Consider the following 13,469-nt stretch of genomic DNA (forward strand, 5'->3'; position numbering starts at 1 on the left):
CGAGCCATCCCGATCCGGTGGGCGTTGCGACCAGCAACACCTCGCGCTCAAACCCGCCGGTGCGCTCAAGTTCCTCAACTACTAACGCAGCACGCCCCCTCGCATCCCCGCCGTGGGACAAGCCAGCGTAGACCCGAACGGGTTCCAGAGCAGGAGTCCCGGTTACCTCGGCAATCCTGTCCGCACTCGGTCCACCGCCTGCAAAAGCGCGGCCTTGCCGCCCCAGCCCCTCCCACGACACACTGGATTGGATTGACCCTGATCGGGTGTCCCCCGCCGGTTGCACGCTGCCACTCAGCGTTTCGGTATCGCGGTCCTGGTAAATTATTCCGACAGCTCCGAGCCCGACGCCGGTCACGCCGGTCACCAACGCCGTCCCAAGGACCAGTCCTGTCGCCAGCGACGCCCAGCGCGCTGTCCGAAGGGAGCCTCCGCGGGCGGCAATACGCTTCCCGGCGAGACTCTGTGCCGCCGAGATGCCTGCCCCAATCCCGGCCAGCACCAGCATCGTTCCGAGCATGCTCAGCAGAAACAGAGTGTGGCCCGCCCCATCAACAGGCTCCATCTCCACCAGTTCACGGACCTGGTTCTGCCAGGACACGACGAACGCCCCGTAGCCGATCAGATAGAGCAACGCCCCGACTCCGATTGCCGCGCCAAGCAGGGAGACGGATCGAGTACCCTCGTTTCTGTCTGCGGAGCGTCGGCCGCGAGTCGTCTTGCCGGATCGTCCTACGCCAACCCGCCAGAGGCGGCGTACCGCGAAGCCCAACTGGAAACCCAGCATGAACCAGAGGCCTGCGAGAAACCCCTGGAACACCGTGGGCCTGGGCACCAACGAGGGAGTCAACGCCAGCGACGCCAGGACCAGCGCACACACCAGGTTTGTGGAGTGCTCCCGAAGGTATCGAGCACTCCGTTCAAAAGGGCTCACCTGTCTGATTATTGTCTAAACGACTCAGATCGACCCTGCTTTTTCACCAAGCATCTGGAGGAACGACTCACACGGCGCGCTTTAGACGCGGCGTTTACCCCACGCTAGTTCGATCAGCGTCGAGACGAAGACCACCAGAGCCGCGGCCCCGGGCCAAATCGCCGCTACGCCCGGGGATAGCAAGACAAAGTCTGGATCTGCGCCGAACATCATGCCCAGCCACTGTCCGATAAGCACCGCTAGCACCGATCCGAGGATCGATCCGCCCACCGCCGACCCAATCCGCTGCCATGCCCCGGGAAGATCCATCCGTTGAACGAGAAGCCAGCCCACCACGATGCCAACCACCAGCTGAAGACCACCGAGCGTCAGATCAGTCACCAGGGCCGCTTCCTCGGGGGCTGGGTCGCCGTACAGACCCCCACCCGGCGCGGCGAACCACCACGCCATACCCATTAGCAACCCCAGACCGACCATCGTGGATGCCCACCAAAGAAGCGAGGTGGGTGGGACGGCGGTGTCTTCGGTGGCAACCGAGTACACCGGCGGCGGATAGCTTCCGGCCTGCTCGGCGTCGGGACTGGAGGATCGCATGACTTATACATTAACAAAGTTATGCGGCACCAAGGCCTCCCCTAGGGTGGGGTGCGTGAATGATCTACGCCCAGCCGACCCAAAAGTCCATGACTCAACAGCAGCTTTCCGGGACGCGTTCCGCCGCCATCCGGCCGGGGTAGCGATCATCACTGCTGTCTATGAGGGCCAGCCGTTCGGATTCACCGCAACATCCGTTTCGTCGCTTTCCGCGGACCCGCCCAGGTTTAGCTTCAACATGGCCCGCACCTCCTCGTCCTGGCCCGCCGTCGCGAACACCAACTACATCGGCGTCCACATGCTCGGGCTGGGTAACCGCGAGCTGGCCGACCGGTTCGCCCGGAGCCGCGACCGTTTCAGCGGAGATCACTGGAAGCCCGGACCGCACGGTGTGCCGCTGTTGGAGGGTGTGGCAGCACACCTGATCGGCCGCATCAGCATGAGGCTGTCCTTCGAAAACAACGCGGTCGTGGTCGCCGAGGTGGAGGCCGGCGAGGTCGGCCCGCCGGGCGTTCCCCTGCTCTATCACGGCGGCGTTTACGGGCAACCCACAGCGCTGGATTACGAGATCTAGCGCGTCAGACGCCTACACGTCCAGGCAGGCCGGCCCCAGTAACACTTTCAGGTCGCCGAAGAGCGATGACGTCGGGTTGACTCTCAGTTCAACGCCGAGCCTCATTACTTCGACCTTCCGGTTGCTGTTCAACCGGATCTGGACCTCGCTGGTACCAGGGTGGGTCCTGAGGACGTCCCGCAGCGCCACGACTGCCGTCTCGGTCGCCTTGTGGTGCGCCATGGAGATCACCACCGGCCCGGAATGGCCTTCACTAAGGTCCGGAACGCTGAGCTCCTGCGCGTTCAAGGTGACCGCACCGTCGTCGCGCCGCTGCAAACGTCCGCGGACGACGACGATGAGGTCCTCGGCGAGGACCCCCGCGATTGGGCCGTAAACCTGGCCGAAGAACATCACTTCCATCGACCCGGCGAGGTCTTCGATTTCGGCGCGGGCGTAGGCGTTGCCGCTGTTCTTGGCGATCCGCCGCTGCAACGAGGTGATCATGCCGGCGATGGTGACCATCGCGCCGTCGGCCGGGCCTTCGTCGCTGATGATCGAGGTGATCGAGGAGTCGGCGTGCTGGCTCAGGATCCCGTCGAGTCCCTGCAGCGGGTGATCGGAAACGTAAAGTCCCAGCATGTCCCGTTCGAAGGAAAGCTTGTCCTTCTTCTCCCACTCCGGCAGATCCGGCACCTCAACGGAGAGCCCACCCACCGATCCGGGTTCGTCGAAGGCACTGAAAAGGTCAAACTGGTTGGCGGCCTCGTTGCGTTTGAGGACGATCACCGAATCGACGGCTTCCTCGTGGATCATGGCCAGGGCGCGCCGCGGATGCTTGAGCGAATCGAACGACCCGGCCTTGATCAGCGATTCGATAGTCCGCTTGTTGCAGACCACCGCCGGCACCTTCTGCAGGAAGTCGCTGAAGGAGGTGAAAGCGCCCTTCTCGGTGCGGGCTCCCACCATCGCGCCCACCACGTTGGCGCCGACGTTGCGGATGGCCCCCATCCCGAAGCGGATGTCAGTGCCGACCGGGGTGAAGTTGACGCTGGATTCGTTGACGTCCGGCGGGAGCACCGTGATACCCATGCGGCGGCACTCGTTGAGGTAGATCGCGAGCTTGTCCTTGTCATCGCCGACGCTCGTGAGCAGGGCGGCCATATACTCGGCCGGGTGGTGGGCCTTGAGGTAGGCCGTCCAGTAAGACACCAGCCCATAGGCCGCAGAGTGCGCTTTGTTGAACGCGTAGTCGGAGAAGGGCAGCAGGATGTCCCACAGCGTTTTGATCGCCGCTTCGGAGTATCCGTTGTCCTTCATGCCGTTGGCGAAGCCCTCGTACTGCTTATCCAGTTCGGATTTTTTCTTCTTGCCCATCGCCCGGCGCAGGATGTCCGCGCGGCCCAGCGAATAGCCAGCGACCTTCTGGGCAATCGCCATCACCTGCTCCTGATACACGATCAGGCCGTAGGTGGTTCCCAGGATTTCGGCGAGTGGTTCTTCCAGTTCGGCGTGGATGGGGGTGACTTCCTGGGCGCCGGTCTTGCGCAGGGCGTAATTGGTGTGCGAGTTCGCACCCATCGGTCCTGGTCGGTACAGCGCGATGACAGCCGAGATATCTTCGAAGTTGTCGGGGCGCATCAATTTCAGGAGGGCACGCATCGGGCCACCGTCGAGCTGGAACACACCCAGGGTGTCACCGCGGGCCAGCAGCTCGTAGGAGCCCTGGTCCTCGAGGTCCAGCTCCTCGAGCACCAGGTCGATGTCCTTGTTGAGCTTGATGTTCTCCACCGCGTCGGTGATGATCGTCAGGTTCCTCAGCCCGAGGAAGTCCATTTTGATCAGCCCGAGGTTTTCGCAGGTCGGGTAATCGAACTGGGTGATGATCTGACCATCCTGGTCACGACGCATCAACGGGATGATGTCGATCAACGGGTCCGAGGACATGATGACGCCCGCCGCATGGACGCCCCACTGGCGCTTCAGGCCTTCGAGGCCAAGCGCTGTCTCGAAAACTTTCGCGGAGTCGGCGTCGGACTTCAGCAGTTCACGCAGTTCCTCGGCCTCGGAGTACCGCTTGGAGTTCTTGTCATGCACATCGGTCAGGGCCAGGCCCTTGCCCATGACGTCTGGCGGCATTGCCTTGGTGAGCCGCTCCCCCATCGAGAACGGGTACCCCATCACCCGGGAGGAATCCTTCATGGCCTGCTTGGCCTTGATGGTGCCGTAAGTGACGATCATGGCGACTCGCTCGTCGCCGTACTTCTCGGTGACGTACCGGATCACCTCGGAACGGCGCCGATCATCGAAGTCGACGTCGAAGTCGGGCATGGAGACGCGCTCCGGGTTGAGGAACCGTTCGAAGATCAGGCCGTGCTGCAGCGGATCGAGGTCTGTGATGCGCATAGCGTAGGCGACCATTGACCCGGCACCGGAGCCTCGGCCGGGGCCCACCCGGATGCCGTTGTCCTTGGCCCAGTTGATGAAGTCGGCGACCACCAGGAAGTAGCTGGGGAATCCCATCTGGGTGATGACGCCGGTCTCATACTCGGCCTGCTTGCGGACCGCGTCGGGGATGCCCATGGGGTACCGGTACTGCAACCCCGTCTCGACCTCCTTCACGAACCAGGACTGCTCGCTTTCACCCTCGGGGACGGGGAAGCCAGGCATGTAGTTTGCTTTGGTATTGAACTCGACGTCGCACCGCTCGGCGATGAGCAGGGTGTTGTCGCAAGCATCCGGGTGATCCCGGAAAATGGAGCGCATTTCGGCGGGCGACTTCAGGTAAAACTCGTCGGCGTCGAACTTGAACCGTTTCGGGTCGGCCATGGTGGAACCGGACTGCACGCACAGGAGCGCCGCGTGGGCTTTCGCGTCCTCGGCGTGGGTGTAGTGCAGGTCGTTGGTGGCCACCAACGGCAACCCCAACTCCTTGGCAAGTTTGATCAGGTCCGACTGGACGGCGCGTTCAATATCGAGCCCATGGTCCATCAACTCGCAGAAGAAGTTGTCGACGCCGAAAATGTCGCGGAAATCTGAGGCCGCCTGGACTGCCTCGCGGTAGAGACCGAGGCGGAGTTTTGTCTGCACCTCCCCGGAGGGACAACCGGTGGTGGCGATGAGGCCCTTGCCGTAGGTCTGGAGCAGGTCGCGGTCCATCCGGGGCTTGTAGAGGTAGCCTTCCAGCGATGCCAGGGAAGACATCCGGAACAGGTTGTGCATCCCCTCGGTGGTTTCAGCCCACATGGTCATGTGCGTGTAGGCGCCGGCACCCGACACGTCATCGCGGCCACCACCACCCCACTTCACGCGGGTCTTGTCAGCCCGGGCGGTGCCTGGCGTCAGATACGCCTCGACGCCGATAATGGGTTTCACCCCGGCGGCCCGCGCCTTGTCCCAAAAGTCGAACGCCCCAAACACAAACCCGTGGTCGGTGGTGGCCAGCGCATTCATGCCCAGTTCCTCGGTGTGGCTGAACAGGTCAGTCAGCCGGGCGGCGCCGTCGAGCATTGAATACTCGGTGTGATTATGCAGATGAACGAAGGAGTCTTCGCGGGTTGGCTTGGCCGGGGAAACTTGGGGAGATGCTGTTGAAACCACCATCCCATTCTAGGTCAGTCGGCCGGCGCCCCCGGCTGACATGCCGGTCCGCGAACGAGGCGTCACGGCCTAGACGTTCCCGGCCGCCAGGGCGTCGAGGGCATACTGCAGATCATTGGGGTAGGGGCTGGTCGCGCTGACGGTGTCGCCTGAGACCGGATGTTCGAAGGTAAGTTTCTGGGCGTGGAGCCACTGGCGGGTGAGCCCCAGGTTGGCGGCAAGCCGAGGGTCAGCGCCGTATGTGAGATCCCCCACGCAGGGGTGCCGAAGCGCCGAAAAATGGACCCTGATCTGGTGGGTCCGGCCGGTCTCGAGGTTGACCTCGAGAAGGCTAGCCTTCCCAAACGCTTCGAGCACCTTGTAATGAGTCCTGGAGGGCCTTCCGTCTTCCAGCACAGCGAACCGCCAGTCGTGGGCCGGGTGTCTACCAATCGGGGCGTCAATGGTACCAACCAGGGGGTCCGGGAGACCCTGGACCAGCGCATGATAGACCTTCTCCACGGTGCGTTCCTTGAACGCCCGCTTCAGGACCGTGTAGGCGTGCTCGGTTTTGGCGACCACCATCGCTCCGGAGGTTCCCACATCCAGGCGGTGGACAATACCGGCGCGTTCGGTGGCACCCGACGTCGAGATCCGGTACCCGGCGGCGGCGAGGGCGCCGACGACCGTCGGGCCCACCCACCCCGGCGACGGATGCGCGGCGACCCCGACCGGCTTGTCGATGACCACCAGATCGTCATCGTCGTAGAGAATCCCCATCCCGTCAACAGTTTCGACGACCACGGCCAGCGGGTCGACGCTTGCCGGAACCCTGATTCTTAGGACGGCACCGGCAGCGGGCCGGTCGGATTTACCAACGGGTTTGCCGTCGCTCGTCACGAACCCTGCCACACACCATGCGGCGGCAGCGGAGCGGGACACCCCGGCGACGGCGGCGAGCACGGCGTCCGCGCGGGCGCCCCCTAGCTCGGTGGGAACGCGTTCGTCCCGTTCGACGGCGTTCATTTGGCGTCCGCCGAGCCGTCAACCACAGGTTCGTCGTTGCTGCGCTTGCCGTCCATGCCGATCCCCCGCAAGGTGAGCAGACAGATCAGGCTGACGCCCGTGACCACGGCTGAATCGGCGATGTTGAAGATGGCGAAGTTGGGCAGGGCGATGAAGTCGACCACATGGCCCTGCCCAAACGATGGTTCGCGAAGCAGACGGTCGGTCAGGTTGCCGAGAGCGCCTCCGAGGACCAGCCCCAGGGCTGTTGCCCACCACCAGGACGCCACCTTTCGAATCTGGGAGATGATCGCAATTGATACGACGGCCATGATGATGGTGAAAACCCAGGTGTAGTCGGTGCCAATCGAAAAAGCGGCACCGGGATTGCGGATGAAGTGCCAGTTCAGCAGAGGCGGAAGGACCGGGGTGATCTGTCCCTCGGTCATGGTGGAGACGACCCAGATTTTGGTCAACTGGTCAGCTACGTAGATGACGGCGAAGCACGCGACGAAGAGCAGCGCGTAGCGCGCACCCGTACGCCCGCGATGGCTGGCCGCCGTGGGGGTCTCACGGGCGGCGGGGGAGGTTTCATCGGACCCGGTTGGGTTGCCGTGCTCTGGTGTCTGGTCTGTCATAGCGCTTTCAGGTTTGGCGCTGCCGCTGACTGCGCCGGGGTGGGGTGGACTGCCGCACAAAGGTTGACATCCAGCCTACGGCAGAGGCCGACCGCCGGGAATTCCCGGGGGCCGGCCTCTTGAGTTGCCTTTAGCTGGACTGCACCGGTCATCTGGTGCAGCGGTAATACAGGTGAAGCGCCTAGGAGCCGGTGGCTTCGGAAGCTACCGATCCGCGGGAATCCAGATCGCGCAGCTGGCCTTCAATGTAGGCCTTCAGACGTGAACGGTAGTCGCGTTCGAAGCTGCGGAGCTGCTCAACCTTGCCTTCGAGCACAGACTTCTGCTGCTCGAGGGCGCCCAGGGTCTTACGGGTCTTCTCTTCGGCCTCGTTGACCATGCTGCTGGCTTCGATCTGCGCCTCGGCGATGATCTTGTCGCGCTGTTCGACACCGGCGTTGACGTATTCGTCGTGAAGCTTCTGAGCCATCGCCAGCACACCGGCAGCCGATTCAGCTGAACTGGTGCCCGAAGCGGCTGGTGCTGCCGCCGCGGGTGCTGCAGCAGCAGCCGGACGCTCTTCGGACTTCTTCTCTTCACCCTTGGGCTCTTCAACCTTTGGCTGTTCCTTCGCCTTGGGCTCGTCCTTCGCCTTGGGCTCGTCCTTGACCTCTTCGGTATGCGAGCTCGCCGACACGGGGGCGGGAACCACAGCGTTCTGGGACGTCGAGGAGGAGGCGTCCGCGAGCTTGCGCCGCAGTTCGTCATTCTCCTGGTTCAGGCGACGGAGTTCGACAACGATCTCATCGAGGAAATCGTCTACCTCGTCCTGGTCGTAGCCTTCACGAAACTTAGTGGGCTGAAACCTTTTGTTGACAACATCTTCTGGCGTCAGGGCCATCTGGTCACCTCATAGTGGTTATAAGACATGCCTGCCTATGAAGCAGACCTGACTACGGTACCGAATTGCGGACATAAAACTCGAGAATTCACACCAATTATGTGATTCAGCGTATATCTTTTGAGACTCGAAAACTAACCGGCTAGACCGACGTGGCCAAGCCGGCGGCGACGAACATGAGAATGGTTACTCCCAGGAACACCACCAAGAATGCCAGATCCAGCGACACTCCACCCAGCCNNNGCGGGATCAGTCGACGAAGCGCCTTGATCGGCGGATCGGTCACAGTGTAGACGCCCGAAGCCAACACCAGGGCCAGCCTCTTGGGGCGCCAGCCACGCGCAAACATCTGCACGGCATCGTAGACGATCCGAATAATCAGGGCTATCTGTACGACCATCAGTACCAGATAGATCAGAACAAAAACCAAACTCACGCGGCAGTCACAGTCCTAAAAGCGATACTTTGAGAGGAACTCGTGAACCAGTTAACCACGCTAGCTTTGATTGAAGAAACTAGCCTGCGCCTCGCTGGCCTTCTGGTCTTCTCCGAGTACCTCAATGTAGGAGGGCGACAGGAGGAAGACCTTGTTGGTAACCCGTTCGATGCTGCCGTGCAGGCCAAAGACCAGACCAGCCGAAAAGTCCACCAGGCGTTTTGCATCCGATTCACCCATGTCTGTGACATTCATGATCACTGGGATGCCGTCGCGGAAGCTTTCACCGATCAGTTTCGCATCGTTGTAGGACCGTGGGTGCACGGTGGTGATCTGACGGAGAGCTGCCGAATCCTCGCGTGAGGACTGTGCGCGCTTGATCGGGGTCACCGGGGCACGGTACTCGTCCACCGGAGCGAGCCTGGCCGCCTGCGGGGCGTCAGCATGCCGGTCGTCACGGTCGTAGTCCACTAGGTGATCCTCGTTCCTGCTTTGTAAGTTCTTCTGCTCGGACTCGTAGTGCTCATCACCGTCGGCGAGCCCAAGATAGATCATTGTCTTGCGCAGTGCGCCAGCCATGGTAGCTCCTGTCGTGTCATTGGGTATAGTCCAGACGCTACCTCAAGGGTGGGCGTTCACCGAGGACCTGCGAACCTATTCTGAGGTGTGTCGCGCCGGCTGCGACCGCGGCTTCGAGATCCCCGCTCATACCAGCCGAGATGCCGGTGGCTGCGGGGAATTCGCCACGGAGCGTGGCTGAGATCTCGGCCAGCTCTCCGAACGCAGCAACGGGGTCTCTGCCCAGCGGCGCAACAGCCATCACACCAGCCAGCGAGAGACCGTCGGTCGCTTGAACGAGCCGCCCCAGGGCGACGACGTCGGTCGGGGCGGCGCCCCCTCGTTGATGCCCACTGATCGTCGCAGCGCGGCTGTCCCCGGTCGACAGATCGACCTGGATAAAGCAGGCGAGGGCCTTGGCGGCGCTGGTGCTGTCAGTGTCCTGGCCCGGTTCGGTTCGCCGGTTAGCCAACGCTTTGCCGAGCGCAGCGACGAGTGGTGCCCGGTCCACCGAATGGACTGCGTGTGCGTAGCGCACCACCGACCGCGCCTTGTTACTTTGCAGCTGGCCGATGAAATGCCAGCGCACTCCCAGGTCCGCGAGCTCCTGGGCCTTGGCTGCGGCCTCCTGGTCCCGGCTTTCTCCCATCTCGGTCACGCCCAGGGCGGCCAGGATCCGCAGGTCGCTCGCCGGGAAATATTTGGTGACAACGATGAGCCGCGGTTTATCGGTACGCCCCGATCCCAGCACCGCTTGATCGATTCGTTGGTGCACCGCCGAGAGCCGTTCGCTGAGCTCGTCGGCGCGCTGGGGGTCGGTCACTGGGTCCACACCAGCCCGGCGATCCGGCCAGCTGCGGAACTGCGACGGTGCGAATACAGTGCCCCATTCTCAAGGGTGCAGAGTGTCGAGGAACCCTCGCTGACCTGTTGCACAGCCACACCGAGTGCCTCAAGCTGCGCCCGTACGGCTTGAGGCAGATCAAGGCCGGGGGTCGCCCACCGGGTGGTGGCTGACGCGGCGGGAACCACGGCAGCTACCTCGCGGCGCATCTCCTCGGGGACCTCATAGCAGTCGCCGCAAATAGCGGGGCCAATCCAGGCCACCAGGTTCCGGGCATTCCGGCTGCGCAGCAGTTCGACCGTGTTGGCGATGACGCCGTCGAGGATACCCTGGCGGCCGGCGTGCACAACAGCCGTGGCTCCCTCTGCACCGTCCCCGGCGGAGAGAACCACCGGAACACAATCGGCGACCATTACCGCCAGCGGGGTTGCCCCGCTGACGCTTACCAACGCATCAGCGCTGATCAGCTCACCCGCCGCTGCGTCCTCGACTATCTCGGCGGTGGCCGAGTGAGTCTGGTGCATGAACCGGAGGGAACCCTCGTCGATACCCATGGCGGCTTCGAGCTCCCGCCGACGCCGAAGGACCGAGGCGGGCTTATCCCCCACATGAAGTGCGAGATTGCCCGCCCCACTATTCGTGAAGGCTACCCAACGGCCGGGGCCGATTTCCTGGCGCCAGAAGAACACGGCGTCGGTGGTTACTTCAGGAAGTCAGGCACATCGAGTTCGTCTGACCGGCTCGAGGAGAAGTCAGGCTCCACCACGGCGGGCAGGTCGACGTCGAACCCTGAGTCGGCTGGGACGTTGTTGCCTGACTGCTGCGACCGCTGCGACCAGGCGCCGAGGCCTGCCGACGCGGGAACCGCTGCGGCCGCCGCCGGGGCGCTCGCTCCGACGGACGGCGCTGAGACCGGCTTGGACAGCTGTGAGCTGGGCTGTGACGTCGCGTCGACCTGGTCGAAGCCAGCTGCAATCACGGTGACCCGAGCCTCGTCGCCGAGGGCGTCGTCGATTACGGCACCGAAGATGATGTTCGCTTCGGGGTGCGCTACTTCCTGGACCAGGCGGGCCGCCTCGTTGATTTCGAAGAGCCCCAGATCGGAGCCACCCTGGATGGAGAGCAGAACACCGTGAGCTCCGTCGATCGATGCTTCAAGCAGCGGCGAGGCAATGGCCAGTTCGGCCGCCTTGACGGCCCGATCTTCGCCGCGTGCCGAGCCGATGCCCATCAGCGCCGAACCGGCGCCCTGCATCACTGACTTCACGTCGGCGAAGTCGAGGTTGATCAGGCCAGGCGTGGTAATCAGGTCGGTGATGCCCTGAACACCTGAGAGCAGCACCTGGTCGGCTGAGCGGAAGGCATCGAGCATCGACACGTTGCGGTCGCTGATGGAGAGCAGACGATCGTTGGGGATGACGATCAGGGTGTCAACCTCGTCGCGGAGCGTATCGATCCCGGTTTCGGCCTGATTCGACCGGCGCCGACCTTCAAAGGTGAAGGGACGGGTGACCACGCCAATGGTCAGGGCGCCCAGGGACCTCGCGATACGAGCCACGACCGGTGCACCACCGGTTCCCGTACCGCCGCCTTCGCCTGCGGTAACAAACACCATGTCGGCGCCGCGCAGGACTTCCTCGATTTCTTCTGCATGATCTTCGGCCGCGCGGCGTCCCACCTCTGGGTCTGCGCCGGCGCCGAGGCCGCGGGTCAGTTCCCGTCCGACGTCGAGCTTCACGTCGGCGTCGCTCATCAGCAGGGCCTGTGCGTCGGTGTTGATGGCGATGAATTCAACGCCACGCAATCCCACCTCGATCATTCGGTTGACGGCGTTTACGCCACCGCCGCCGATGCCTACTACCTTGATGACGGCCAAGTAATTCTGCGGTGCTGCCACGGTCCTGTGTCCCTTGTTCGAATGCGCTGTGTGGGGCCTGATCCGGCTGGATCTGTTCCCAGCCTTCACCTTGACAACATTAACTCTCAACTTGAAAGTCAATGTTATGTCAAGTAACTTCTATTCAAGACGCTATGGGCAGGTGCACTCATCTGCAATGACCGAGCCCGCGTGTCGGATAATTCTTTAGCGAGTGACCGGACTCAACGGCGTGCTTACGTCAAAGACCTCGGCCGGCGGATCGGTCTGCGGGCCTGATAGCAGCGCCTCCAGCACCAGCGCCTTGGCCTGGTTCTCGTCCGAGCTACCCCAGAAGATGGTCTGGTCATTGGCGAGGGACAGTTCGACCGAATCCACGGAGTCCGCCGATGCGTGATTGAGCTGATTCAGGATACTCTCCGGCAAGGCGTCGAGCACCTCGGCGATCGAGGAAAACACTTCGCTGTTTACCGCATCGGTGCCGCCATCGATGAGGGGCAGCTGAACGGCATTGCGGTCGGCAACCGAGGCAAGTTGGCGCCCCTCCGCATCGATGAGGATAAAACGCTCGCTGCTCTGCAGGATCGCCACCGGTATCCGTTCCTCAATGGTGATCGCCAGGCCCGACGGCGGTACGGCGGCCACCGTGACGCTTTCAATCGGTGCGAACCCTTCGAGGAGCTGCTCGACATCCTCGTCGGCGATCTGTGGCAGGGGTGTTCCCAGCAACGGGTCGAGGGCGGCCGTGGCCTCCTCGGTGGTCACGAGCGTATTGCCGCTCACCTCGACGGAGCGTAGCGCCAGGGCGGGCGAAAAAATGAGATAGGCAAGCAACCCCGCCATCAGTAGCACCACACCGGTGAGGCCCAGGATGAGATTCCGACGTCGACGCTTCCTGGGCGGCTCAGGGAAGGCAACCACCGAATTGGCGGTGTCGTCATCGTCAAGTTCCTCCGGTAGCCACGGGTCCCCTGGGATCTTGAGCATCGAGACCTTACTGCTGGTGACCCGTGGCACCCGGACAGGCGCCGGCGCGCCGGACCCCGTCCCTGACCCCGCAGCCAGCTCGGAACCCGCGCCGGCCTCGGCCCCTGCACCGGGGGGTTTCGGCTTGCGACGGCTCATGAGTCGCGGGCGCTGTTGTCGGGCAGGGTGAGCAGGCCGACGAGTTCGGCACCGTACTGGGTGACGTCACCCGCCCCCACGGTCAGGATGATGTCCCCAGGGGCCGCACGGTTAACGACTGCCCTGACGGCTGCTGCAGGATCCGGGGCGTACCCGCCGGGCACGGTGAGTTGGTCGGTGATGAGTCGGCTGGTCACGCCGGGCATCGGGTCCTCGCGGGCCGCATATATATCCAGTACGGTGGCCGAGTCCGCCAGGTTGAGCGCCTGGGCGAACTCCACCGCGAATTCCCGGGTGCGGGAGAACAGGTGCGGCTGGAAGAGGACGTGCACGTGGTGGCCGGCAGCGACGGCACGTGCCGCCGTCAGGGCCGCCGTCACTTCGGTGGGGTGATGAGCGTAGTCGTCGAAAACCCTCACTCCCCTGCCAGCACCCTTCGCTTCGAAC

12 protein-coding genes and 2 pseudogenes (2 of these 14 running past the window's edge) are annotated in these 13,469 nt (G+C 63.3%); 1 reads left to right on the plus strand and 13 read right to left on the minus strand.

Going from position 1 to position 13,469, the window contains the following annotated elements:
- A pseudogene (locus B384_RS21450) lies at positions 1 to 934 on the minus strand (alpha/beta-hydrolase family protein); it reaches 786 nt to the left of the window's first position.
- 81 nt (positions 935 to 1,015) lie between these two features.
- Positions 1,016 to 1,528, minus strand: a complete 513-nt coding sequence (locus B384_RS0101240) for a hypothetical protein (protein WP_019481325.1) — start codon at positions 1,526 to 1,528, stop codon at positions 1,016 to 1,018.
- 55 nt (positions 1,529 to 1,583) lie between these two features.
- Between B384_RS0101240 and B384_RS0101245 the strand changes: the two genes are divergently transcribed.
- Positions 1,584 to 2,102 (plus strand): flavin reductase family protein, encoded by a 519-nt coding sequence (locus tag B384_RS0101245; RefSeq protein WP_019481326.1) that lies wholly within the window; start codon positions 1,584 to 1,586, stop codon positions 2,100 to 2,102.
- Between the two features lie 12 nt (positions 2,103 to 2,114).
- Here the strand turns inward: B384_RS0101245 and dnaE are convergent, their stop codons facing one another.
- From dnaE to murC, 11 genes and pseudogenes are all read right to left on the minus strand, one after another.
- Positions 2,115 to 5,684, minus strand: a complete 3,570-nt coding sequence (gene dnaE, locus B384_RS0101250; protein ID WP_019481327.1) for a DNA polymerase III subunit alpha — start codon at positions 5,682 to 5,684, stop codon at positions 2,115 to 2,117.
- Positions 5,685 to 5,750: 66 nt separating this feature from the next.
- The gene (locus tag B384_RS0101255; RefSeq protein ID WP_019481328.1) at positions 5,751 to 6,686 is read right to left on the minus strand and encodes an RluA family pseudouridine synthase; all 936 of its coding nucleotides are present in this window, start codon (positions 6,684 to 6,686) and stop codon (positions 5,751 to 5,753) included.
- On the minus strand, positions 6,683 to 7,303 hold the full coding sequence (lspA, locus tag B384_RS17310; protein WP_019481329.1) for a signal peptidase II: 621 nt from the start codon (positions 7,301 to 7,303) through the stop codon (positions 6,683 to 6,685). The genes B384_RS0101255 and lspA overlap by 4 nt, the downstream gene beginning before the upstream one ends.
- A 181-nt stretch (positions 7,304 to 7,484) precedes the next feature.
- Positions 7,485 to 8,183, minus strand: coding sequence for a DivIVA domain-containing protein (locus tag B384_RS0101265; protein ID WP_019481330.1), 699 nt, complete (start codon positions 8,181 to 8,183; stop codon positions 7,485 to 7,487).
- Between the two features lie 142 nt (positions 8,184 to 8,325).
- A complete protein-coding gene (locus B384_RS0101270) occupies positions 8,326 to 8,619 on the minus strand; it encodes a YggT family protein (protein ID WP_019481331.1) in 294 nt (97 codons plus the stop codon).
- A gap of 60 nt (positions 8,620 to 8,679) precedes the next feature.
- Positions 8,680 to 9,198: a cell division protein SepF gene (locus B384_RS0101275; protein ID WP_019481332.1), complete on the minus strand. Its 519-nt coding sequence runs from the start codon at positions 9,196 to 9,198 to the stop codon at positions 8,680 to 8,682.
- A 37-nt stretch (positions 9,199 to 9,235) separates the two neighbouring features.
- Entirely contained in the window at positions 9,236 to 10,000 is a 765-nt protein-coding gene (locus tag B384_RS0101280) for a YggS family pyridoxal phosphate-dependent enzyme (protein WP_019481333.1), read from the minus strand.
- Positions 9,997 to 10,710 carry a polyphenol oxidase family protein gene (locus B384_RS0101285; protein ID WP_019481334.1) on the minus strand — a complete coding sequence of 238 codons (714 nt, stop codon included), beginning with the start codon at positions 10,708 to 10,710 and terminating at the stop codon, positions 9,997 to 9,999. Before B384_RS0101285 ends, B384_RS0101280 begins: the two co-directional genes overlap by 4 nt.
- An 11-nt stretch (positions 10,711 to 10,721) precedes the next feature.
- Positions 10,722 to 11,918 carry a cell division protein FtsZ gene (gene ftsZ, locus B384_RS0101290; RefSeq protein ID WP_019481335.1) on the minus strand — a complete coding sequence of 399 codons (1,197 nt, stop codon included), beginning with the start codon at positions 11,916 to 11,918 and terminating at the stop codon, positions 10,722 to 10,724.
- A gap of 186 nt (positions 11,919 to 12,104) precedes the next feature.
- Complete coding sequence (locus B384_RS17315) at positions 12,105 to 12,884, minus strand: cell division protein FtsQ/DivIB (protein WP_192813043.1); 780 nt, start codon at positions 12,882 to 12,884, stop codon at positions 12,105 to 12,107.
- A 134-nt stretch (positions 12,885 to 13,018) separates the two neighbouring features.
- Positions 13,019 to 13,469 (minus strand): annotated as a pseudogene (gene murC / locus B384_RS17320) (UDP-N-acetylmuramate--L-alanine ligase); it runs 975 nt beyond the window's last position.

Source organism: Arthrobacter sp. TB 23 (assembly GCF_000294595.1).
GTDB lineage: Bacteria > Actinomycetota > Actinomycetes > Actinomycetales > Micrococcaceae > Arthrobacter_D.